Source organism: Photobacterium iliopiscarium (assembly GCF_003026395.1).
Lineage (GTDB): Bacteria > Pseudomonadota > Gammaproteobacteria > Enterobacterales > Vibrionaceae > Photobacterium > Photobacterium iliopiscarium.
Map to the genome: position 1 here is coordinate 24,822 of NZ_PYOO01000010.1, position 23,664 is coordinate 48,485.

Here is a 23,664-nt window from a genome sequence, read left to right on the forward strand (position 1 = left end):
AATTACGGATAAATGTTAAATGGGCGGCGAAACTAAGAATATAGATGAAATGGCTCAGCTAATTTCAGATAAAATTTTTACTGAGTTGAAATGGAAATGGAATTCAGAGTATACAGATATTAATTGGGATTGTTGCGATAGAGCACATGCTAGAAAGACACATCCTACTGATCTTGTATTCTCGTATGTTGACCCATATACAGAACTAACTCAGTACATTCAGACAGATCTTAAGTCTTATAAGAAAGAATCGATTAGTACACAGAAAGTAGGTACAGCGATCAAAAGTCTTGCTATGCAAGTTAAGTGCGCTCGTGATAGTACTGAATGGGCAGATTATTATCGTGAAGGTGAAACTAAATACGGGCTTCATGGGATGCTGTTTATCTACAATAATGATGATAGATATGATGACGATTTGTTGGAAAAGATTGACTCAAATGCTATGCGTGACTTTGCCCTACCAAGAGACTCGACACTAAACATCTATTCACCTCGTTTGATCCGCTTCCTAATGACTGTTGTTGAAAATATCAAAGAACGTAGAAACATAGAAGAAGATGAATCAGGATCAAATGTTTGGAAGATGATACCGAAGCGCAACAAATGTGGATTCTACTATCCTGATAAGCATAATAAGTGCTCATCTGACTCAGTGAAGCATCCTGCAACAAATGAAATGGTCACTTCTGGTATGTTGTTGTATTCGTATGAACATCCAATTCATAAAAAGAAAGTGCTGAACATTTACTGGGATGAAGATATTATTTCAGACAATTACTTTATCTATTTATTCGAATATATCTTTAATTATCAAATGCTTAATATGTTCGAAAAGGTCTATATCATTACTCCTTTTTCAGGGAAAGCTCCAGTGTATTTCAATACTGCTCAGCGTTTGTATCGTGCGCAGTATGCTGTTACTGAAACACAACGTGATAAGTTGGAAAGAATTGAACTGATCGGCATGGATACGATTAAGACATCACTTTTCCCACTTCCTATTATTCTTGAAGGTGCTTGGCGTAATTTAGTCAAAGGGACTGCAAATGCTTAAGTTTAAATCGACAATTTTCTCTGATGAAAATGATATCTATATCGCGTTGCAATCTAATAAAGCGAAACTTTCAGAAAACGCTTTACGTAAGTTAGTCTTTAAACGTGGAATAATTTATCCAATATCATTGGATCGTGATGAATTGATTGGACACATATCAGACTTGCCGTTTTCATATTCACACTTAACAGAATTGACTAATCGTCTAACACCAAAGATTAACCGTGATCAGTACTCAGTCAAACGTATTGCTGGTAAGTTCGACCTTTCTACCCTAAATGACGTTGTAGAAAAGGTAAAAGAAGGTCGCCCACGTTTTGTCGGTGCTGAATACATAACACCTTCACGTTCAATCCAATCATTCTATGTAGAAATTGACTACACAGAATTTGATTTTGGTCGCGGTAAGTACCAACAGAAGAAGCGACATGGTGGATACATTCAATTCTTAGAAAAGAAAAACTATATCTCAATTCAGTACACATACACAAAGCGTATTAAAGAAATACTGAATGATATTATTAAGATGTATCGCGATACTGTTAACAAAGATTTCATAGTACAAGATGTTGATTTGTCAGCAGTACTAGATGCAGATTTAAGAAATCAGTTTATGCTTAGATTGTATGATACGGTCAAGCCTCTTAAGTTCTTAGAACTGGAAAAGGTTCGTGTCAGTAAGGTGTATTCAATTCTTGATCCTTCATTACAAGGTGCAAGTGAAGCTTGTGCAAGTTTAGATGAAGATGTATTGGAAGATGATTTAGACAGTGATCTACTTGATGGTGATAGTGATGCTGCATCTGATGAACTTAAAGATGAACGTGAATGCAGTATCTATAATGCTCAGTTTGATGGTCAATTACTGCATGACGCAGATGAAGTCACAGAATTCTGTAATAATAACTTCTACCGAAGTCGCATCAAATGGTCATCTAAGGCATTGTCATTAAAAGACAAACCGATAGTAACATTTGAACTTACTTTTGATGATAAGCATCAAGCAAAAGATTTAAAATTCAGAATTATTGGTAAAGAGGCAGTTGATGGTAAAGGCGGCAAAGAGCCTGTGGATGGTGCTGACTTTAATATCATTATTCGTGAACTTGAAGATGCAATATTTAAGTCATTGGATGATGTTCTTGCATTGTATGAAGGTAGTTCAACTGATCAAAAGGAAGTAAGTAATGCTTAAAGTTAAACTGTATCAATCAGGAATACATGTAAACAAAGGTGACTTCTATGACCGCTTGAGTCAGAACTTATATTCTGATGATGAAGGTTTTGGATTTGAACTGCTTGATGACAGTGATGACAACTTTATTATGCAGTTTATTGAACGTGTAATAAGTAAGCAAGAATTTGAACTACCAGATGGTGAAGTTTCTGAAATAGAAACTGTTTCCTATATCAAAGTGAAGTTTGGTGTTCGCTTCGGAACTAAACATGCATTGTATGTGATAAATCCACCACGTAGCATGAAATACCCATTTGAAATGATACGAACGCTGTTTGGTTCAGATAGCGGGTTAAAACCCGTGGAACTTGATTTGAAGAAGTTATTGGATGTATTTGATATTAAGTATGACCACGTAATAAAATCTATGTCGTTGTCTAATATCCAGTGCGATCCTAATACTGTTGCTAAGACAAAGATCGCTAGCTCTAAAGACCTGAATCCGTTCTATCTGAAAAATTACAGCGAAACGCCTGCCGTAATTGATACTGTTCACATGGTCGTGAATGGCATAGACATTGAATTGTCTCGAACAGGACGTTTCCGTATTCATAAAGATAATCTACAGACTTTCATTCTAATGCTTGACCATTCGTTTCAGTAAAGCCTTTAAGCCGTTAGAAATCAATCTGACGGTTTTTCATTCTAGGCCATAGGCTGTATTTTTGTATTAACGCAAATATCAGGATCAGATCTTGCGTTTTGTCTGTCGGCTTTTTCTATCCCTGAGATAATTCATGAAGTACTTATTTACGATTCAATGAAACTCATTTATGACCAGAATTGTGTTACGTTTTTATCTTTTCGAAATATAACAAGACCGTTAATAATTGAAAAGTTTTTGTGTGTTATAACTAAAAATGTCTCTTTTATTGAATGTTATAAGCAGTGATTTTGTAAAGTTTAAGAGATTAAAAGAAACAAACTTAACGTAATTCTTTACTTTTTTGTTGGTTGTCCTTTTATTAACAATTACTTATATCTTGTTTTTTTTGTTCAAGGTAACCATAACCGTTCTAGGACTGGTATACGTTAAAGTGTGAGAATAAGCACTAATACAAACAGAATTAAATACTAACCCAGTATATTTACTGGGTTTTTTTGTGTTAAAAATATCTGACCTAAGCTAAACTATGCCTCTTTTTGTTACTTATTGATATTGTTATCTTTATGAAGTATTTAGATGTCGTTATTACATTATTATTATCTATATTACTTACTATTGGGGTTGGATATGAAAATAGAATGATGATAGCAGGTGGGTGTTTGTTTTTAGCACTGATCTTTCTGTCATCTAAATGGTGGTTAAAATGGCTGTTTATATTTCCAACTGGATTGGTGGCGGTATTATACTTTTATTCGGGTTATATTTATGGGCAACCTAATATAGGTATTGTTGCATCGTTATTTGAAACAAATAAACGCGAAACTATTGAATTTTTATTAGCTATTCCAAGAAATGTTCAAATATTAAATGCTATTTTATTTGTTGCATTTAGTTATTATTTAATACGAGTTAAATTTGTTTTTAAATGGCATAAAACAGTATGTCTATTTGGTTTTTTTTGTTTTTGTTTTTCGTCTTTAAATTTATTTATATATCATTCTTATACCAGTATTAACCACTATGTTGCTCAAATGAATACGTTGAAAAATAGTATTCATCAAAGCGCAAATTGGCATATTTTAAAGAATAAACCGAGGTATAAAACTTATGTTCTCATCATTGGTGAAAGTATGCGTAAGGATTATATGTCAAGTTATGGCTATCCGATTAATAGCACGCCTTTTTTAACAACAACACCGGGAATATTGGTCAATGGTTATCTTTCTACTGCCTCTCATACTGCGGTGTCATTACCTCGAACATTAGCTATCAGTCATGGCCTAGATTTACACCCTGCAAATAATATTATCACCTTAGCCAATGTGGCTAAAATGAAAACGATATGGTTATCAAATCAAGGGTTTATTGGTCAGTATGACACGGCTGTTTCAGCAATAGCTGTTCATGCTTCAGAACGGAAATTTTTGAAAAAAGGTAATTTTCTTACCAATAATACCAGTGATTATGCATTATTACCGTTATTTAAACAGGCATTAGCACAGCCCTATAATGGTTCAAAATTAATTGTGTTGCATATTATGGGGTCCCATGAGAATTTTTGTGATCGCATAAAAAAAGATATTTATAATTTTAAAGATAAAGATTTATCTTGTTATTTATCAACATATAACCAAACTGATACTATTATTAAAACAATAGTTAATGATTTAAAAGCAACCCAAGATAGTTATTCATTAATGTATTTTTCTGATCATGGTTTAAATAATGTCAGTACTATCAAAGGAAAGACACAATTAGTGCATGGTGATTTATATAAACAAGATTATGAAGTGCCACTAATTGAAATTGCCAGTGATATTCACCAGCATACAATGTTGAATAAGCAAATTAGTGCTTTTGATTTTATGTCGATTTTCTCAAATTGGATTGGTGTTAAAACAGCACAATTACCCTCATTGAATGTTTATCAATTGCCACAAAATAAAAAGATTCAAGTATTAAACGGTAATCAGATGGTGCTATTTAAATCATTAAAAAATGATCCAGATGAAATAATTCATCGTTAAACATAACAATAAAAGCAGGTTATTTGGAAATGTGATCAATAAACAGGTTCCATTGTGGCTGCTTTTTGTTTGATAAAATCGATAAATAATTTCGTTTTAACATGATGATAATTTAGTTTTGGGTAGTATGCGTATATGGCATTAATTGGCTGCTTTAATGTTGGTAGTACGGGTACTAACAAACCATTGTCTAATTCACGTTTTATTGTTTGACTGCTGGTTAAAATTAACCCCATTCCAGCAACAGCTCCAGCAACGAGCGCTTCCGGATTAGTGGTAATAAAATTGCCTTGTAATAAAAGCCGTTGATTATGCTCAAATATATGATCTTGTTGGTGATTTTGTTCACCAAATAGCAGGTAATTATGTTGGCATAGTTGTTCTGGCGTCGTGATTTGAGGATTATTTTCAAGGTATGAGGGCGCAGCATAAAAGCCATTACTGTAGCTAAGTAATTTGGTGGCGATATAGCTAGAGGAGTTAAATTCAGTGATCTCTCGACTAATGAAAACATCGAGGTTTAGATCCGGTAATTGTCCAGGCGTTACCGTATGGAGCTCAATTTTTATGTTGGGATAACTGTGGCTAAATTCAGCCAGATAGCTCACCAGTAAACGGCTTCCGGTTGCAAGTGGTGCACCTAAACGTAAGATACCCCCTATTTCACTATTGGTTGCCGTTGTTTCTGCTAGCATTTGTTGCCAATCATTAACTAACAAAGCACTACGTTGATAAAACAATTGACCTGCTTCTGTTACGGTTAAATGGCGAGTGGTTCGCTTTAACAGTTGTACGCCCAGCTGTTTTTCTAACCAAGATAATCGCTTTGATAACGCCGAACTGGAGGTGTTGAGTTTGTTTGCGGCTTGCGCTAATGAACCTTGCTCAACCACGGTAATAAAACTATTGGCACAGGTGATCCAATCCATAAATGTATTATTCCTTTATTACAATATTAATAATCGATTAACAGGTCTAATGTAGCGTATGCTAAGCAAGGAAAAAATGATTAACATCGTTTAATGATTACCTATTTAATGGCATATGTGAAGTAAGGATGCTATGAGAAAAGCCTCAAGGATGAAGTTAACAAATCGCTTAGTTGCCTTTGTTACCATGATCGTGATTTGCGCGATTTTAGTAATTTTTATTGGTGGAGCGTTGAGTTTTCGTAAACTCGGCCAAGATTCATTAGCACATTATCTTGATGGGGTAGTGACGGTTATTGATCAAGAGTTAGCGGACCCTCAAGGTGCTCAAGCCTTACCTCGTTGGCTACCGACATTATTGCAAGCCAGTAATGTGGTGACATTAACTATTAATGACAGCAAGAAGCAATTGTTTGATTTTAAAGGTCGCCAAATTGTTTCTGATCCTAATGTTATTTACCATCATCAATATCAATTGCCATTACACCCCGGTTATCAAGTCACGATTGCGGCAATTCCTCTTTATAGTGAATTTACCTATTCTTTAGGCGCAATGTCTTCAATTTCATTAGCGATGTTGATTGTCGCTTTAGGGTTAATGCGTGGTGTTCATTGGTTGCGTACTCAACTCCATGGCTCTGAATTATTAGAAGAGCGTGGACGGATGATTTTGGCTGGTCGTGTTGATCAATATGCTGAAGGCGATGATTATGAATGGCCAGCAACGGCAAGTTTGGCACTCGATCAATTAATTAGTGAACTTAAAGATGCCCGCCAAGAGCGAAGTCGATTTGATACTTTTATTCGTACCCATACTTTTTTAGATCAATTAACGGGTACTGCGAATAGGGTGTTATTTGATAGTCGATTGCAATCGATGGTGCAAGATCAAGATAGCCACGGTGCTGTTGTTTTATTGCGTTTAAGTGACTGGGACGAAATGTGTGCTCAGCAAGGAAGAGGTATTGCTGATGAGTTGTTACAAGACATTAGTGTGATCCTCTCTAATTTCATTCAGCGTTTTCCTGATACCGTCCTTGCGCGATATTTTGACGCTGAGTTTGCAATTCTTATTCCACAGCAACCCGCCAAAGAAATTAAAATATTTACCCATCAATTATTAAATGCGGTTGAGCGTTTATCGCCGCCAGCACCAATGGAAAAAGACAATTGGTGTCATATTGGGGTGACATATTTTCATGGTGGCGATCGCCGTGGACGGATTATGGATGAAGTTGATACTGCTTTACGTAGTTCGCAACTACAAGGTGCAAACAGCTGGAACAGTTTTAATAAAGAACATCAGTGGGATAAATCACGCGGTAATGTGCGCTGGCGAACATTGATAGATAAAACCTTAACTCAAGGTGGACCATTGCTATATCAACAGCCGATTATTATGGCTGAAAATGAACAGTTAATGAGTTATGCCTTATTGGCTCGCATTCAAGATGATAATGGCGATATTATCAAAGCGTCTCATTTTATGTCGGCAATAGAACAAGTGGGTTATTCAGTGCGCTTTGATCGGGCGGTTATTACGCAAACCCTATTGTTACTCAAACAGCAACCGGCAGACAATAGTTATGCGGTTAACATTACCACCATCAGTTTACGTGACAAAAAATTCGTCAAATGGCTGCGAGATGAATTACTTCAATTACCACGTCCGGTGTTAAATCGATTATTAATCGAAGTATCAGAAAGTATGTTAGTTAAACATCTTGATGCGATTCGACCTGTATTACGGGTATTAACAGGTCTTGGCTGTAAACTTGTTGTTTCACAAGCAGGAAGAACAATAGTTAGCACTTACTATATTAAAGATATTAAAGCGGATTATATTAAATTACACCGTGGTTTAGTGCGAGATATTCATCAGCGCCAAGAAAATCAATTATTTGTGCGAAGTATGCTCGGAGCCTGTGCCAACAGTGATGCAAAAGTGATTGCGGTTGGGGTTGAAACGAATAAAGAATGGCGAGTATTACAACAGCTCGGTGTGGTTGCTGCACAAGGACGTCTTTTTGTTGCTGAGAAACCGATTTTCACGAAGAATAACGCTTAAAAGGAATGGTTGTTAATTAGTTAATGTTAAAGTTATCATTTAAAGTGATGCAGGTCAGACATTTAATACATTAATATTGTGAAGTGATCACTCTTTACCTAAAGTGCGGGCTGTTATTTGGCTCTAACTTTCGGCTTACTTCTATCATGACTCTGCATGTACTCTCTTCGCTTTTTTTACGTAAAAAAAACGTATTAAATGTGGCTTTGGCTTTATTTTCTGATGCGGTTGTTTTAGTGGCTGATAATGAAGCCGATATCATTATTGATTCAGTGCCAATTGAATCAATAATTGAGTGGCAGAGTGCCATTGAAATTTTAATCACTAAACATCAATTAACTGGCAGTCAAATAGTGATTGTTTTAGGGCGTGGTTTATACCAAAGCTTATTGATTGATAAACCTAATTTAAGTGATGATGAATTAGTCTTAGCCTTACCTTATTTAGTTAAAGATTTAGTCAATGAGTCACCAGATGATATTGTTGCTGATGGTTTTAACAGTTTAAATAATGATCGGATTCAAGTCTTTGTTACTGCGCGTCAACAAGTTAATCAAATTGTTTTAGCTTGCCAAGCGGTGGGTTGCAGTATTAGCTGTATGACGGTGGAAAGCGTTGTTTGGTGTGAATTTACGGCACCAAACCTTAGCCAATTAGTCGTACATCGTTATGGTAATGGCAATCTACAATTAACCGCATTTAGTCAGCATAAACTTTTTTTTCAACGTCAATTACGAGGCTTTGATGCGCCGTTGGTTACGGCATCTAATTCAGATGTTCAAGTATTACAACTTGATAATTTGGCGTTAGAACTTCAGCGATCATTGGATTTTCTGAGTGCACAATTACGTAATAATCCGATTAGTCAGTTATTAATTAGTTGTGACAATGATAATAACCAACAATTGGCAGTGGCATTAAATGAACGTTTAAATGTGGTAGTTCAAGCGGTTGAACCATCATTGACCTTATTAACCTCAACGGGAAGACGTATTGCTTGGGCTGGACTTAAGCACAGTTTTTCATCTTCAATTAATTTCTATTCACAATTTCTGCAACCTAAACGTCAATGGTTAACGCTTAATAATATGCTGATCGGTTGGTTAGCGCTGATGTTAGTGATTGGCTTAACAAGTGCTGTATTTAGTTTTAAGTCACATCAATTAACGCCCGCATTTATATCGAATAAGGCGCAACTAACAACCGTGCAACACCAATTAATGTTAACCCAAAAAGAAGTGCAATTGCATGTTGTTAGTCCGATAAAACAGCAATATCTGAGCGCTTTAAAACAAGCGGTTACGGCTAAGCAAGCGACGTTAAAAGCCGTTGCGAATCATGATGTCAGTTTGATGGTCGGTTATGGCCAAGTATTAACGCAATTAGCTGATGCTGCTTTAGATAATATCGCTATTGAACGTATTTCAATTTCAGGTACCGCAATGGATTTAAAGGGTGTTGCTCGCACGCCAGAGGCTGTTCCTCAATGGTTAGGGACATTTAATCATTATTCAACGTTAGCTCAACGCCGATTTCAGTTACTTAATATTGGTAGAAATAAGCACAACCAAGTTACCTTCACCTTGCAAGCTCAACGCATACAAGAGGCGCTTTGATGAAGATTATCTGGTGTGAATGGCAACAACGATTCAGTGGGTTATCATCACGAGAACAATGGCTGATTGCGATTTCTGGTTGGATAGCGATTATCTTAATTGGGGTGTTTATGGTACTTGAGCCGCAATGGATTCTATTGCAAAACCAGACCAATACTATCGATGTTGCGGCCAAAAATATTATTACTGTTGAACATGATATTCAGCGGTTACAGCAAAAATTGGCGCAAAGTCCTAATAAAAAAATTGATACTCAAATCACTTCATTGACTCACAAAAACGCCCAATTGGAACAACAGTTACAACAGACGATAGGGCGGTTAGTTTCTCCTACCCAGATGTCTTATCTATTGGAACAAGTATTACAGCATAGCCAAGACTTACGTTTACAAACAATAGTGTCATTACCTGCGATACCGTTGATGAATGGTAATGAGCAAGGTTATTTTTTGCATCCATTACGAATGACATTTGAAGGTAAATATTTCGATGTTATTCGTTATTTAACCCAGATTGAAGCGTTACCCGTAAAGTATTATTGGCGTAATTTAAACTATCAAGTGACGCAATATCCATGGGCTAACATTGAGCTTGAACTTTACACCTTAGGTGAAAGTAAGGATTTTATTGGTGGGTAAATATACAGTAACAGGGTGTGTTATTAGCTGTTTATTTTATGGCGTAAATGTCAATGCACAGCAAGACCCAACTCGACCATTGGAATGGCATTCACAAGGATCATCATTAACCCTCTCTCGCTCTTCATTACCCCAGTTACAAAGTGTTATTTGTGAACAGCAATGCCGAGCCATTTTAAGTGGTCAAACCGTGGCGGTTGGCAGTTATATAACAGGCTATCGAGTCAGTCGAATTAATGCCAGTTCAGTGATATTAACCCGTAATAAAAAACAGTGGCAATTGTCGCTATTTAGCACCGACATTAAGCAGTGAAGGGATATAAAAATATGCAACGAATCATACTTGGTGTGGTTATCACTTCATTAATGGGGTGCTCTACCCAAATGGGGCACCAAGCTCCAGTTGCTATACAACAAACACTTAACCAAGCAGCTAATGATGCCGCCAGTCGACCACTGCTTGCATTACCTGACGCGGTCAATGCTGATTTAATGCCCGCACTCGATACCGATCAAGTGCTGCCTACGCATGCATTAGAAAAACGATTTCGAGTGAATGCCCGTAATGTCGATGCCAACGTATTCTTTTCGAGTTTAGTGCAAGGCACACCATTTAATATAGTGATCCATCCGAGTGTAAGTGGCTTGATTAGCTTACAGTTAAAAGATGTCACGTTAGATGAAGTGTTGAATGTTATTGATGATGTTTATGGGTATAGCATTACCCGCAAAGGCAATATTATTCAGGTGTTTCCTGCCACATTACGTACCGATATTATTCCCGTCGATTATTTACAGCTTCAGCGTCAGGGGGTGTCATTAACCTCAATTACGACTGGTTCAATAGCCAATGAAAACAATACTAATTCAAACGTAGATGTCGACAATAACGATGCCATCTTAAATCAAGATCTTAGTACCACTACCGGTGGAACGACCATAAAAACCACCTCTGAAAGTGATTTTTGGCAACAGTTAGAAAAAGTTGTGCGCGGTATGATTGGTCATGGTGATGGCCGAAATGTCATGGTATCCCCACAGGCTGGATTGATTTCTGTGCGTGCTTTTCCCAATGAATTACGTGAAGTAAAACAATTTTTGGGTATTTCACAACAACGTTTAATTCGACAAGTGGTACTTGAAGCCAAGATCATGGAAGTCACGTTAAATGACAGTTATCAGCAAGGGATTAATTGGCAAAATATCAGTCGCAGTATTGGCGGAACCAATATTGTGATTGGTTCAACGCCTATCGTTGATGCCTCGGCCATTGCCGCATTACCGGGCGGTAATGCGATTTCAAATCTGCTAGGTGGCCAAACTAATATTACGATCAGTGATGGTAACTTTACCTCAGTATTAAGTTTTCTTGAAACCCAAGGGGATCTTAATGTGCTATCAAGCCCACGAGTAACCGCGGCAAATAATCAAAAGGCAGTGATTAAAGTGGGTGGTGATGAATATTTTGTTACCAATGTATCAAGCAGTAATGTTTCTGGTGATAACAGTACTGCGGCGCCTGATATTGAATTAACGCCCTTTTTCTCAGGGATTTCATTAGATGTCACCCCTCAAATAGATGATCAAGGTGGTGTGTTATTGCATGTTCATCCGGCGGTGGTTGATATTAAAAACGAGATCAAAGCGGTCGATCTTGGCGCTAAATTTGGGGTTTATAAATTGCCACTAGCCAAAAGTACTATTCGTGAATCTGATTCAATTATTCATGCTCGTAGTGGCGATGTGGTCGTGATTGGTGGCTTGATGAAAACGGCAATGACGGATCAAGTTTCAAAAGTACCACTATTAGGTGACATTCCGTTGGTGGGTAATTTGTTTCGTAATATCAATAAAGTGAAGCAAAAAACAGAGTTGGTTATTTTATTAAAACCAACCGTCGTCAGCGATCAAACATGGCAGCAAGAGATCGAACGTTCGCGATCATTGGTTAATGAATGGTTTCCAGAAGATAAGTAACCTATGTATTTATCACATTTTGGCTTTCATTCAGCGCCGTTTTCACTTACCCCCAATACGGCATTATTCCATGCATTGCCGAGCCATCTAACCGCCATTGATACCCTATTAGCGGGGTTGGCAATGGGTGAGGGCATTATGCAGTTATCTGGAGAAGTGGGGACGGGGAAAACCCTTATTTGTCGTATGTTGATCAACCGATTACCACCACAATATGATTTAGTGTATTTACCGACGCCCGCTCAATGTGGAATGACGTTACAAGTAGCACTAGCCTCTGAATTAGGGCTTAAATTTGGCGGTGATCGCCATCGACTTACGATTGATATACATGATCAATTATTGCGGCGTAAAGCCAATGGTCATGCGGTAGTGGTGGTTATTGATGAAGCACAGGCATTAACTGATGATGCATTAGAAATGATCCGTTTATTAGGCAACCTTGAAACAGAATCAAATAAACTACTCCATATTGTCTTAATTGGTCAGCCTGAATTAGATCAACGTTTAGCCCGTTATCAATTACGCCAATTGCAGCAACGAATTACGTTACGGGCGACGTTATTGCCATTAAATGAGGCTGAAGCGGTGGCTTATATCGATCATCGATTGTCATTGTCAGGTTGTTGTTCAGGGTTATTTTCTATCGCCCAATCTCGAGCGATTTGGTTTGCGAGTGGTGGTATTCCAAGGTTGATTAATCAATTAGCACACAAAGCATTATTAGTGGCTTATAGCCAACAACGCCATTCTCTTTGTCGACAAGATATTCATATAGCGATTGCTGATACTGTTGCCGCGCGCCAATCAAGTTGCATGTGGTGGCGCTGGCTCGGGTGGAAATATTTATGAGTGAGTTAAACCGTCGTTTGAGTGCTTTGGCACAACAATCTCATGATGCGACACCAGTGTTACAGGCAGCGACAATCAAACCGTTACCCAATAAACGTGGTCGCTATGGAATGGCTATTCTTTTAATGGCGGTTATTCTGTTATTCGCTGGGGGCGTTATTCATTGGCTGCGAGTTACTGTTACGCCAGTGATTACCCCTTTGTTTTTACCTGTCGCTGCTGTGCCTGTGGTATCGACTTTACCGACGATACCGACACCAATAAAAAAACAAGCCTCGAATAAACCAGAGTTATCAATACCAGAGCTGATTTCACAAGAGGCAGTAAGATCACCGTCGCCAATGTCAGTGGATGCCGAATCAATGCTGTTGGCTGCAATGCCAGTTGCTGAGCCAGCGCTTGATACTCTTGATATTAAACAAGAGCTCGCAAGTTCCTATGAACAAGGTTATGACAGTGGTTATCAACAAGCATTCGTTGAACAACAATCAACAATCACCGCCTCGCCAAAGATCGAGGTCGTGGTATCGCCTAAACCTGTAGTCAGTCGATTATCGATTGAAACGGTGGCATTAACACCGATACAGCTAGCAATGGTTGAATATAACAATGCTGAAAAAGTATTACGCCAAGCCAATAGTCGTCAAGCAATTGTGCATCTTGAAGCGGCACTGAAGTATCGTCCTGAGTGGGTTATTGCTCGCCAAAAATTAGCGGCACTATATTATGGACGCGGTGATAATCGCCAAGCTGTAGCAATGTTGCAGCAAGGATTACAACGTCAACCTCACAGTACCGAATTACGCTTAACTTTAGCTAAATTATTGGTTAATGAGCAACAACCCCAAACAGCATTAACGGTATTGGAACAAGCTCAAGTTGTTGATTCAGTATCTTTTTTAGCGATGCGAGCCGCTTTGGCTCAGCAGTTGCAAAAGACCGCTTTAGCGCTTAGCAGTTACCAACAATTAGTTTTACATGATGCGACAGATGGACGCTGGTGGTTAGGGCTTGCAATTGCACAAGAGCGAAGCCAGCAATTTACGGCAGCGTTGACCTCTTATCGTCAAGGGGCTGTTCATGGTGGTCTTTCTGTCGCCTCACAACAATTTATCCAACAACGAATCATGGCATTACAAACTAAAAGGCACTAACAGATGCAAATACGCTTACGTAAACGGTTAGGTGATTTGTTGGTTGATGATCATATTATTGCGCAGCAACAATTAGACCAAGCCCTTCAGCAACAGCAACTCACTGGGCGTAAATTAGGTGATACCTTGATTGGTATGGGGTTTCTTAGTGAACAACAAATGTTGCAGTTTTTAGCCCGTCAGTTAGATATTCCGTTGGTCGATTTAACACGGATCGTTATCGATAGTGATGTCGTGAATTTATTATCTGAAGTGCATGCGCGACGTTTACGTGCATTGGTGATTGGTCGTTGTGGCGATGTGTTACGTCTTGCGATGAGTGATCCCGCTGATCTTGCAATGCAAGAAGCCTTACTTAACCAATTACAACAGTATCAGGTTGAGTTTGTTATCGTGCCTGAACGACAGTTAATTGTTGCTTTTGATCGTTATTATCGTCGTACCAAAGAAATTGCATCGTTTGCTGAACAGCTAAATGCAGAGCATCAAACTCAAACTCATTATGGGTTTGGATTTGATGATAGTGACAATGATGAAATGACGGTGGTTAAGCTGATCAATTCTTTATTTAAAGATGCGCTACAAGTGGGGGCATCAGATATTCATATTGAGCCGGATGAGGACGTGCTTCGAATTCGGCAGCGGATCGATGGTATTTTGCATGAAACATTACTTAACGAGAATAGTGTTGCTGCGGCATTAGTATTACGACTGAAATTAATGAGTGGGCTTGATATATCAGAAAAACGTTTACCTCAAGATGGGCGTTTTAATATTAAAGTTCGCGATCACTCGATTGATATTCGTCTCTCAACAATGCCGGTGCAATACGGTGAATCGGTAGTGATGCGATTACTTGATCAATCTGCTGGGATTCTCGATTTAGATCATATTGGTATGCCCGATGATCTTCTGTTACGGCTTCGGCGGCAGTTAAAGCGTCCGCATGGCATGATTTTAGTTACCGGGCCGACAGGATCAGGAAAAACGACAACTTTATACGGTGCGCTTAATGAGCTTAATAAACCGGGGAAAAAATTAATTACTGTGGAAGATCCGGTTGAATATCGGCTGTCGCGCGTTAATCAAGTGCAAGTGAATAATAAGATTGGATTAACTTTTTCATCTATTTTACGGACTTTTTTACGCCAAGATCCTGATGTGATTTTAGTGGGTGAAATGCGCGATCAAGAAACAGTAGAAATTGGTTTACGTGCGGCATTAACCGGCCATTTAGTACTCTCGACTTTACACACCAATAATGCGATTGATAGTGCGTTGCGAATGATAGATATGCAGGCACCAGGATACCTCGTCGCGAGTGCAGTAAGAGCGGTTTTAGCACAACGCTTAGTACGCCGTGTCTGTCCAGACTGTGCACAAATTGCAGTTTTGGAAGACGAGAAAAAAAGTTGGTTACAAGCACGTGGTTTTGATGAGCAATCGCGTCACTTTAGCTTAGGTTTAGGCTGTCAAAGTTGTAATTTTACCGGTTACAAAGGCCGTATTGGGGTGTTTGAATTATTAGAAATTGACCAACCGATGATGGATGCATTACGTAATAATAATGCGGTTTTGTTTAGTCAAATAGCACGACAGAGTGCAGGTTATAAACCATTAGTTGAGTCAGCTTTAGCTTTAGCTTGCGCGGGTATCACTAGTTTAGATGAAGTAATGATATTAGCGGAAGGGGATTTTTATGATGGTTATATTGGGTGATATATAAATGAAACGATTTAATTATCGTGGTCGTGGTGCTCAGGGGACGATTTTACGTGGACAGGTCGAAGCTTTAACCCAATCTGCGGCAACCGATCAATTATTACGCCAAGGAATTATTCCGTTAGAAATTAAACTGGCAACACATCATCGTCCATCATTAACACTTGATGGATTATGGCAACGACCGTTACCCATTGAGGTTCTAGTGATTTTCTGTCGCCAGCTCTATAGCTTAACCAAAGCGGGAGTACCATTGTTACGTGCATTTAAAGGGTTAGAGCAAAGTGCCAGTCATTTATTATTACGCTCAACCTTGGCTGAAGTGACAACTGAACTGACAAATGGTCATTCGCTGTCTGCGGCAATGCAGCAACATCCACGGGTATTTTCTGATTTATTTGTGTCGATGATCCATGTTGGTGAAAATACCGGACGGTTAGATCAAACCCTATTGCAGTTGGCGAATTACTATCAACAAGAAATGGATACTCGGCGCCAGATTAAATCTGCAATCCGCTATCCGATGTTTGTCATGATTGCGATTGGGCTGGCAATGATCGTGTTAAATACTCAGGTTATTCCGCAATTTGCAGGTATGTTTGCTCGGTTTGGGGTTGATTTACCGTGGCCGACTCAAGTACTGATCTCGACCTCAAACCTATTTGTTTATTATTGGCCATTGATGGTTATTGGCATTGGCGCAATGTGGGTTGGTGTGCGTCTGTGGCGTAATACACCCCAAGGACAGCAGCGGTGGGATTTGTGGCGATTAAAAATACCGATTATCGGAAGTATTATTAATCGTGCTTTGATGGCACGTTTTTCTCGTACTTTTGCGCTAATGATACGCGCTGGAGTACCGTTAAATCAGGCTTTAAAAATGGCAGCAGAAGCATTAGATAATCGCTTTTTAGAGCAGAGATTATTAGACATGAAATTAGGTATTGAAAGTGGCAGTAGTATTGCAACAACCGCAGCCAATACTGATATTTTTACTCCACTGGTGCTACAGATGATTGCGGTTGGCGAAGAGACCGGACAGATTGACGAACTATTATTAGATGCCGCTGATTTTTATGATCGTGAAGTTGATTATGATTTAGCCACTTTAACCGCACGTATTGAGCCGTTGTTATTGGTGGTGGTATCAGCCATGGTGCTATTACTTGCCCTTGGTATCTTTTTACCAATGTGGGGAATGTTAGATGTGGCTAATGCTGGATAAAATGAAATAAACCACGGCTTTTTAATATAGTAATATAATTGATTGAAATATTAATTTGATATTAACAATAATATTAATTGTTAATTCCGATTATTTGACGTTATATCAATATTGATATCCTAATAAAGAATAATATTTATATTAATTGGTATTTTTTGTGAGTTATTAATTTCTTACAAATAATAAATTGAAATATTTTAACGGAATGCGAGAATAATAGCGTATTTTTGCAATGATTTATATTATTATAAATCAATACATTTAATGCAGTTAAACACTGTTCATTGATTGCATTAGTTATTGTTATTTAATTATTAATTAATGATTGTCACGTTGTTATTTATGAATGTGAACGCATCAAAAAACGCTATTGTAATTATATAGTGGTTATTTTTACGGTTATTCTTTTTGGTTGAGCATAATTGAATCTTGATCATTAGTTAAAAAATTAATGAAAATAAAACTATTAATTATATCTAACATTTATCGCTTGAATGCAATTAATGTGATGGTAAGACATTCGTTTACTTACATACCGACTCAAGGTCGAGCTGAAGTGAATATACACAGGGAAAGGATTAAGTTATGAAACGTCAAAACGGTTTTACATTAATTGAACTCGTGGTTGTAATTGTTATTTTGGGCATTTTAGCGGTTACTGCGGCACCTAAGTTTTTAAACCTGCAAGATGATGCGCGTGCGTCATCACTGCAAGGCTTAAAAGGTGCGATTGAAGGCGCTGCAGGTATTACTTACGGTAAGGCTGCTATTCAGGGTGTTGAGAGTGTATCTACAGCCGATACTACTTTTGATGGTATCGAGATTATTTATGGTTACCCAACAGCAACATCGGCAGCATTAGCAGCAGCTGTGACTGGTCTTGCAGATGATTGGAAAGTGGTTGCTGCTCCAACGGGTGGTAAAATTAAATATACTTATAAAAGTAACGATGCAACTGATACATGTATCGTGACTTACACTCAAGCAACAAGTCCATCAGTCGCTGCTTCTACTTCGATTACATATGGTCCAGGCTGTACTGAACCAGCAAAATCATAATTAATATTTAGCGCTCTTTAGCGATGCTATTTTTATTTGAAATAGCATCACTAAATAATTCTCACAAAAGGTTAGGCTGTGGCGCGACAACAGGGGTTCACCTTAATTGAATTAGTGATGGTGATTATTGTATTAGCGATTATTTCCGTCACTGCCGCTAGCCGCTACGCTTCTAAGTCAAGTTTTAGCGCTGAGCTAATACGTGATCAAGCAATGTCTATTGCGCGTCAAATTCAAATTGGCGCCATGCAGCAACAACAGTTAGCGTGTACGACATTAACAATCACCGATGCGTTATTTGGCTGTGCGACGCGACAAAATTCCACCAATTATCTTACGACAGCAAACGATCAGGTTACGATCACCCCGAACTATTTTCTTGGTTTTAATTTACTCGGTCAGCCATTTAATCCACAAGGTGAGCGTCAGTGTATGACGGGATCAGGTTGTGAGATCACCTTTACAGCGAGTAATAATAATCAGGCGAAAATGTGTATTAATCCGCAAGGCTACATTCATAGTGGGGCGTGTGTATGAAGTGTTGTTATGGTCAAGTTCAACGTGGATTTACACTGATTGAAATGATCATCACATTGGTTATTTTTGCTGTTGCGATGGTTGTTTTAAGCCGATTTTTATTTCCACAAATGACTCTATCAGCTCAGCCGCATTATCAAGCGCGTGCTGCGGCATTAGCTAATGCGATGATGACGGAAATTCTCGCGCGTAAGTTTGATGTTAATAGTGATGATAATGGTGAGCAAATTCGTTGTGATGACACTCAAAACTTACAAGGTCAGGCGATTGATAACCCGTGTGCGCTAACTCTAGCCTCAAGCACTGATCGACAGCAATTCGTTACGGTTGATGATTATATTGGTTGCTGGCAGGGCAAAGCTGCGGAGTGTGACGACGGTAATGGGCGTGCATTAAGTAACGCTATGGGTGACTTGATTGCTGCGGATTACAGCCATTTTACGGTGACGGTGACTGTTTTTTACGATAACCACTTAACCAATACACTCGATTCAGATCTCGCTATCACGGCCATTCCGCACAATTATAAGCGTATCAATATGGTGGTTGATAGTGGTCGTTATGGCCGTTATCAGTTTGCGGCTTATCGAGGTAATTATTAATGCAATCAAGGCGATTACAAGGATTTACTTTAATTGAATTAGTGATGGTAATGGTGGTGATGGCATTTATAACTATCGGTATCGGTCGCTTTGTCAGTTTGGGTGCTGAAGGCTATTTATACACTCGTGATCGAGAACAATTACAATCTCAGGCACGATTTGCGGTTGAACGAATAACGCGTGAATTACGAGATGCAGTGCCCAACAGTCTTGAGGTGACAAATGATGAAAAAGGGCATTGTTTAGCTTTTCGACCTATTCAATACAGCGGTGATTATGTTAATCCAAGCTTAACTCATATTGATGTAATTTCAGGGTTTCTTACTCAGACCGTAGCTCCACTATTTGAAACCAATATGATGGTAGTGATTAACCCGCATAAACCTCAAGATTTTGATGTTCTTAGTGATCAAGTCGCCAAAGTAACGGCAATAAATAAAGGAACAGCCGCTAATCAGTGGCTGTTTGAACTTGATGGTCAATATAGTTTTAGCAGTGGATCATTGGCATTGCGCTTTTATACCTATACTCAAAGCGTTAAATTTTGTCTTGAAAATAATAGTCTCACCCGCACCACCATTCATCATTCTGGCAGTGAATCTCAGCCAATATTACTGGCCCAATATATTGATACCAATATGTCTTATTTTGAATTGGATAATGCAGCTCTTGCGCGTAATGCATTAGTTGCTTGGCAATTAACTTTTATCCGTAATGGTGAATCGAGTCGTTATAACCATACCGTACAGGTGATGAATGCGCCGTAGATCCTCATTAGCCTCACAAACTGGCAGTGCTTTGGTGGTGGCGATTTTTATTATTACAGTAATGTCGATGATGGCAGCTGCGATGATCAAAATTAATGCTTCTCAAGCGGTCACGACAACTCAAGAAATATTGGGTACTCGCGCATGGTTTGCTGCTCATAGCGGGATTGAAATTAGTTTAAATAAATTGTTTCCGATTGGGGATCCGCTGCAAATGTTAACCTGTAAGGACATTCCTACCCAAATCTCGCTGGTGGATTTTAATGGCTGTAGTGTCACTATTGAGTGTAAGCAACATAGCGTTGAGCCTATGCGTCGAATTCAATTACGCAGTATAGGTCGTTGTGGTAATGGTCAATATCAAGTTGCTCGCCAACAACAAGTGTGGGTGAAGGGATTAGCGCAATGAAAGTTGTTTTAAAAATAGTAATGCGGTTATTGTCTATTTTGCCGGTGATGTTTACTCTTCATGCCATAGCACAGACTAATCTTAATCAGTCTCAAGCGTTAACATTCCCACCGACTCAAAATTTTTGTGAATATTTTCCGCAATTGGCACAGTCCCATTCAAAAGGGAGATTAGATGGTCAATTAATCAGGATGGGGTTTCAATATCCCTATTTTAAATCTGACAACAATAAAAAATACCAGTTAGGTTTTAATCATTTTATTGATCAAGGGGGAGATAGAGATAAATCATGCCAAAACCTATCGAGTCAATGGGCGTGTGAAATGGATTCGAGCTTGATAGTAAGATCCAAACAAATGCCAATAATGCCTACTTATAATAATATTCCGTTGGGTGATATTGTATGTAGTGCTCCAGAATTAGAGCAATATCGCGATCAATGTATTGAGAGTTATGGCAGTAATAATATTTTAATGTTACCGCCAGGGAATTATTTAAAAGTTGAATTAGGCTCAAATACCAAAACCCAATTACAAGGCGGTATCTATAAAATAAAACAATTATTGGTGATGCAAGGCGCCAATATTACGGTAGCTAACGGTCAGCAAGCCATTATTTATGTTGAACAAGCAGCATTGAGTGGCAATATCAATAAGCGCGGATCACCTGATAACCTCTATATATTTGGTACCAATAATGATGCGGATTCTTTTGTTTCTGATGTTGAAATAAAAGCCTCAATTAACTTATCCAGTACGGTTGAGATGGTGGGTTATTTGTATTCTGCCGGCAATATTAATATCTCTGCAAATTATGGTAATAAGGTGGATATTGCCGATCGGCCTCAAACATTACGTGGCGCAGTAACGGCGCGTAATTTACGAATTGATACCGACAGTAATATTTGGGCGGGGGGATCTTGTGTGCAAGAGAAAGAATATGATTTGATTATTACCCCTGAAAAAGCACAGATATTAAGTTGTGATCGTTTACCGGTAACGTTTAATGTTCATCAAAAAAATAATCACCAGATAGACACGACGTATAACGGTAATATTGTCGTATCGACGAGTTTAAGTAAGCCCACTCTTGCCTATTGGTTTACGTCTAAAAATAACAATACTAACTTCAATGATGCTTCACAACCTATTGAAGTAAAAGTAATAAATGGCGTTGCTAGGTTATGGTTAAAAAGTAAAAACCATATTGGAAATATTAATGTTAGTGGGGTTTTACGGCAAAATACGAGCGTATTAGCGACGGCTACAGGGCAATATACTGTTGTACCTTTTAAGTTTGAAATAAGCCATGATCCTTTACTCATGATCGCCAATAAACCGCATGATATTACTATTACGGCAATGGCATGTGCTGACGATCAAAACAGTAATACGGTCGCGACAGGCTACAGTGGCACTAGAACATTATCATTGGAAACTCAATTTATAGCACCCGCGACTCAAGCTAATAGCAAGGTTGAATTACGTGCGATGCAGCAACAATCTTGGTCAATGGATGAGGCTCAATTAATTTTTGAAAATGGGATAGCGAAGGGGCAATTAAGGTATTCAGATGCAGGTAAAGTCGTGCTGAATATTATCGATCGTGATTGTAATAGTGATCGTGGTTGTGACATTGGATCACCTCTAAGATTTCAAGCGGATGATTGGACTCAATTAGATGGCTCGGTGGTGATTCACTCTCGACCTTGGACATTTGCGATGTGCCCTCAAGCTAACGATAGTTTTACTGGGACGGCGAGTGGTGGTGATGGTTTAGTTGCCGCAGGAGAAGCTTTTGTGGTGCGGGCTAAGCCATTGCAATGGCAGACGGGTGATAAGATAAATAATGATATTGATGTTACCAATAACAATTACTGCCAACGTCCAATTACGCCCAATTTTTTTGCTAACGACGCGCCAGTTGCAACAGTGACAGCTCAAATAATAGGTATTGCGACGCCAAAAAACGGCGATCAAGGTGAGCTGAGTGGGCGTACTCATCAGAAAAATAATCAATATCATGACAATACTGCGCTGTTGTTTACGGATTTACGTTGGAGTGAAGTGGGAAGCGTGAAGCTAGCCATGACTTCCTCGAATTATCTCGGTATGGCAATAAATTCGAGTCAGCGCGCGATTGGGCGTTTTTATCCGAAACAGTTTGTCATTAAATACAGTGCAATTATCAATGCCCATACTGAATCATCGCCGTTCACTTATATGGATCAAATATTCACCGTCAATGCGATCATTGAGGCGCAAAATGTTACTGGTGGATCGACATTGAATTACGGTGAATTTGCTCCGCAATTAAAAGAAACATTACAATTGTCGGCGGTCGACCTTAATGCCGAAACGGGTTTGAATGATCTCAGTTTACGGCTTGATCAATCCCATTTAGATGATGGTTGGCAGCGCGATTGGCAACAGGCACAACTGACCCTAAGTGAACGTCAATTAACGTTTAAGCGTTTACCTAAATCAGGCAATAATGTGGGCACTATAATGACGACTGCTGATGGTCCATTTAAGGTTGGGTTAGGTTTATCTGTCGAGCCTCGATCTCAGTGCTCAAGGCTAGGTTGTACTGATTTTGCGAACAAACCGCTATCATTGCAGCGCTATAACCAACCACTCGTGTTAACTGCACCATTTAACGGTGAGGTTGATAGTCGTTATGGACGGATGGTGTTAGACGATGTCAGTGGCGTATTTGATCAGCCGTTAATGATGCCGCTAAAAGTTGAATATTGGAATGGCGATCAATTTGCGATTAATTCTGATGACAGTCGCTCACACTTTAATAGTCAATTATCATGTAAGCAGATAATCTATGATACCTTAAAGCCGCATGATAAAGCTCATCTCATGGCAACGAGCGGTGATGTAGTTGACGGTAAAAGTTATGCGTTACAGGTATTGCCAGGTGTGGCAGAAAATGAACCATATTTAAAACAACAATGGCGGTTTTGGCTACGAATAGCATCACTGCCTGCGAGTAATATTGGTTGCACTGAGAATGAAACGGTTAATCAGCCATGGCTAACATTTAACTGGCGAGGTGTTGGTGATGAGGATCCATCAGGGCTGGCGACCTTTGGTAGCTATCGTGGTAATGATCGAATCATTTATCGCGCTGAAAAAGGTCTCAATCAACCCATCAAGTAAATAAATTGCGT

20 protein-coding genes are annotated in these 23,664 nt (G+C 38.8%); 19 read left to right on the forward strand and 1 reads right to left on the reverse strand.

From position 1 onward, the window contains the following. Positions 1–19 precede the first annotated feature (19 nt). The 4 genes from C9J51_RS14090 to C9J51_RS14105 all read left to right on the forward strand — a co-directional run bounded on the left by C9J51_RS14090 (position 20) and on the right by C9J51_RS14105 (position 4,928). A complete protein-coding gene (locus C9J51_RS14090) occupies positions 20–1,057 on the forward strand; it encodes a hypothetical protein (RefSeq protein WP_045040390.1) in 1,038 nt (345 codons plus the stop codon). Then, positions 1,050–2,252, forward strand: coding sequence for a hypothetical protein (locus C9J51_RS14095; RefSeq protein ID WP_045040391.1), 1,203 nt, complete (start codon positions 1,050–1,052; stop codon positions 2,250–2,252). The genes C9J51_RS14090 and C9J51_RS14095 overlap by 8 nt, the downstream gene beginning before the upstream one ends. A gap of 55 nt (positions 2,253–2,307) precedes the next feature. Next, complete coding sequence (locus C9J51_RS14100; protein ID WP_244907488.1) at positions 2,308–2,898, forward strand: hypothetical protein; 591 nt, start codon at positions 2,308–2,310, stop codon at positions 2,896–2,898. Positions 2,899–3,464: 566 nt separating this feature from the next. After that, complete coding sequence (locus tag C9J51_RS14105; protein ID WP_107275222.1) at positions 3,465–4,928, forward strand: phosphoethanolamine transferase; 1,464 nt, start codon at positions 3,465–3,467, stop codon at positions 4,926–4,928. A 35-nt stretch (positions 4,929–4,963) separates the two neighbouring features. On the opposite strand, the gene C9J51_RS14110 is transcribed toward C9J51_RS14105, so the two are convergent. Then, complete coding sequence (locus tag C9J51_RS14110; RefSeq protein WP_045040393.1) at positions 4,964–5,857, reverse strand: LysR family transcriptional regulator; 894 nt, start codon at positions 5,855–5,857, stop codon at positions 4,964–4,966. Positions 5,858–5,990: 133 nt separating this feature from the next. Between C9J51_RS14110 and csrD the strand changes: the two genes are divergently transcribed. The 15 genes from csrD (at position 5,991) to C9J51_RS14185 (ending at position 23,653) form a co-directional block, all read left to right on the forward strand. Next, a complete protein-coding gene (csrD, locus tag C9J51_RS14115; RefSeq protein WP_045040394.1) occupies positions 5,991–7,925 on the forward strand; it encodes an RNase E specificity factor CsrD in 1,935 nt (644 codons plus the stop codon). 146 nt (positions 7,926–8,071) lie between these two features. Further along, the gene (locus C9J51_RS14120) at positions 8,072–9,541 is read left to right on the forward strand and encodes a type IV pilus biogenesis protein PilM (RefSeq protein WP_107275223.1); all 1,470 of its coding nucleotides are present in this window, start codon (positions 8,072–8,074) and stop codon (positions 9,539–9,541) included. Next, positions 9,541–10,179, forward strand: a complete 639-nt coding sequence (gene gspM / locus C9J51_RS14125) for a type II secretion system protein GspM (RefSeq protein ID WP_107275224.1) — start codon at positions 9,541–9,543, stop codon at positions 10,177–10,179. The genes C9J51_RS14120 and gspM overlap by 1 nt, the downstream gene beginning before the upstream one ends. Next, positions 10,172–10,492: a hypothetical protein gene (locus tag C9J51_RS14130; RefSeq protein WP_045037513.1), complete on the forward strand. Its 321-nt coding sequence runs from the start codon at positions 10,172–10,174 to the stop codon at positions 10,490–10,492. The genes gspM and C9J51_RS14130 overlap by 8 nt, the downstream gene beginning before the upstream one ends. 14 nt (positions 10,493–10,506) lie before the next feature. Continuing rightward, positions 10,507–12,156 carry a pilus (MSHA type) biogenesis protein MshL gene (mshL, locus tag C9J51_RS14135; RefSeq protein ID WP_045040395.1) on the forward strand — a complete coding sequence of 550 codons (1,650 nt, stop codon included), beginning with the start codon at positions 10,507–10,509 and terminating at the stop codon, positions 12,154–12,156. Between the two features lie 3 nt (positions 12,157–12,159). Then, the gene (locus C9J51_RS14140; RefSeq protein ID WP_045037515.1) at positions 12,160–13,008 is read left to right on the forward strand and encodes an ExeA family protein; all 849 of its coding nucleotides are present in this window, start codon (positions 12,160–12,162) and stop codon (positions 13,006–13,008) included. After that, on the forward strand, positions 13,005–14,162 hold the full coding sequence (locus C9J51_RS14145; RefSeq protein WP_045040396.1) for a tetratricopeptide repeat protein: 1,158 nt from the start codon (positions 13,005–13,007) through the stop codon (positions 14,160–14,162). Before C9J51_RS14140 ends, C9J51_RS14145 begins: the two co-directional genes overlap by 4 nt. A gap of 3 nt (positions 14,163–14,165) precedes the next feature. After that, positions 14,166–15,881, forward strand: coding sequence for a GspE/PulE family protein (locus C9J51_RS14150; protein WP_045037517.1), 1,716 nt, complete (start codon positions 14,166–14,168; stop codon positions 15,879–15,881). A 7-nt stretch (positions 15,882–15,888) separates the two neighbouring features. After that, the gene (locus tag C9J51_RS14155; RefSeq protein ID WP_045040397.1) at positions 15,889–17,109 is read left to right on the forward strand and encodes a type II secretion system F family protein; all 1,221 of its coding nucleotides are present in this window, start codon (positions 15,889–15,891) and stop codon (positions 17,107–17,109) included. Positions 17,110–17,694: 585 nt separating this feature from the next. Further along, complete coding sequence (locus C9J51_RS14160) at positions 17,695–18,168, forward strand: type II secretion system protein (protein ID WP_045037519.1); 474 nt, start codon at positions 17,695–17,697, stop codon at positions 18,166–18,168. 78 nt (positions 18,169–18,246) lie between these two features. After that, on the forward strand, positions 18,247–18,705 hold the full coding sequence (locus C9J51_RS14165) for a type II secretion system protein (protein ID WP_045040398.1): 459 nt from the start codon (positions 18,247–18,249) through the stop codon (positions 18,703–18,705). Further along, entirely contained in the window at positions 18,702–19,307 is a 606-nt protein-coding gene (locus tag C9J51_RS14170) for a type IV pilus modification PilV family protein (protein WP_045040399.1), read from the forward strand. Before C9J51_RS14165 ends, C9J51_RS14170 begins: the two co-directional genes overlap by 4 nt. Then, positions 19,307–20,074, forward strand: a complete 768-nt coding sequence (locus C9J51_RS14175) for a PilW family protein (protein WP_045040400.1) — start codon at positions 19,307–19,309, stop codon at positions 20,072–20,074. The genes C9J51_RS14170 and C9J51_RS14175 overlap by 1 nt, the downstream gene beginning before the upstream one ends. Then, positions 20,064–20,483 carry a pilus assembly PilX N-terminal domain-containing protein gene (locus tag C9J51_RS14180; protein WP_045040401.1) on the forward strand — a complete coding sequence of 140 codons (420 nt, stop codon included), beginning with the start codon at positions 20,064–20,066 and terminating at the stop codon, positions 20,481–20,483. Before C9J51_RS14175 ends, C9J51_RS14180 begins: the two co-directional genes overlap by 11 nt. Then, positions 20,480–23,653, forward strand: a complete 3,174-nt coding sequence (locus tag C9J51_RS14185; protein WP_045040402.1) for a DUF6701 domain-containing protein — start codon at positions 20,480–20,482, stop codon at positions 23,651–23,653. The genes C9J51_RS14180 and C9J51_RS14185 overlap by 4 nt, the downstream gene beginning before the upstream one ends. Positions 23,654–23,664 lie beyond the last annotated feature (11 nt).

Excerpts from the sequence above, each read along its gene's own strand:
- C9J51_RS14120 (WP_107275223.1), top strand. The coding sequence starts at position 8,072 with ATGACTCTGCATGTACTCTCTTCGCTTTTTTTACGTAAAAAAAACGTA.
- C9J51_RS14105 (WP_107275222.1), top strand. The coding sequence starts at position 3,465 with ATGAAGTATTTAGATGTCGTTATTACATTATTATTATCTATATTACTT.
- csrD (WP_045040394.1), top strand. The coding sequence starts at position 5,991 with ATGAGAAAAGCCTCAAGGATGAAGTTAACAAATCGCTTAGTTGCCTTT.
- mshL (WP_045040395.1), top strand. The coding sequence starts at position 10,507 with ATGCAACGAATCATACTTGGTGTGGTTATCACTTCATTAATGGGGTGC.
- C9J51_RS14160 (WP_045037519.1), top strand. The coding sequence starts at position 17,695 with ATGAAACGTCAAAACGGTTTTACATTAATTGAACTCGTGGTTGTAATT.
- C9J51_RS14155 (WP_045040397.1), top strand. The coding sequence starts at position 15,889 with ATGAAACGATTTAATTATCGTGGTCGTGGTGCTCAGGGGACGATTTTA.
- C9J51_RS14110 (WP_045040393.1), bottom strand. The coding sequence starts at position 5,857 with ATGGATTGGATCACCTGTGCCAATAGTTTTATTACCGTGGTTGAGCAA.
- C9J51_RS14150 (WP_045037517.1), top strand. The coding sequence starts at position 14,166 with ATGCAAATACGCTTACGTAAACGGTTAGGTGATTTGTTGGTTGATGAT.
- C9J51_RS14180 (WP_045040401.1), top strand. The coding sequence starts at position 20,064 with ATGCGCCGTAGATCCTCATTAGCCTCACAAACTGGCAGTGCTTTGGTG.
- C9J51_RS14175 (WP_045040400.1), top strand. The coding sequence starts at position 19,307 with ATGCAATCAAGGCGATTACAAGGATTTACTTTAATTGAATTAGTGATG.
- C9J51_RS14090 (WP_045040390.1), top strand. The coding sequence starts at position 20 with ATGGGCGGCGAAACTAAGAATATAGATGAAATGGCTCAGCTAATTTCA.
- C9J51_RS14170 (WP_045040399.1), top strand. The coding sequence starts at position 18,702 with ATGAAGTGTTGTTATGGTCAAGTTCAACGTGGATTTACACTGATTGAA.
- C9J51_RS14145 (WP_045040396.1), top strand. The coding sequence starts at position 13,005 with ATGAGTGAGTTAAACCGTCGTTTGAGTGCTTTGGCACAACAATCTCAT.
- C9J51_RS14095 (WP_045040391.1), top strand. The coding sequence starts at position 1,050 with ATGCTTAAGTTTAAATCGACAATTTTCTCTGATGAAAATGATATCTAT.
- C9J51_RS14185 (WP_045040402.1), top strand. The coding sequence starts at position 20,480 with ATGAAAGTTGTTTTAAAAATAGTAATGCGGTTATTGTCTATTTTGCCG.
- gspM (WP_107275224.1), top strand. The coding sequence starts at position 9,541 with ATGAAGATTATCTGGTGTGAATGGCAACAACGATTCAGTGGGTTATCA.
- C9J51_RS14140 (WP_045037515.1), top strand. The coding sequence starts at position 12,160 with ATGTATTTATCACATTTTGGCTTTCATTCAGCGCCGTTTTCACTTACC.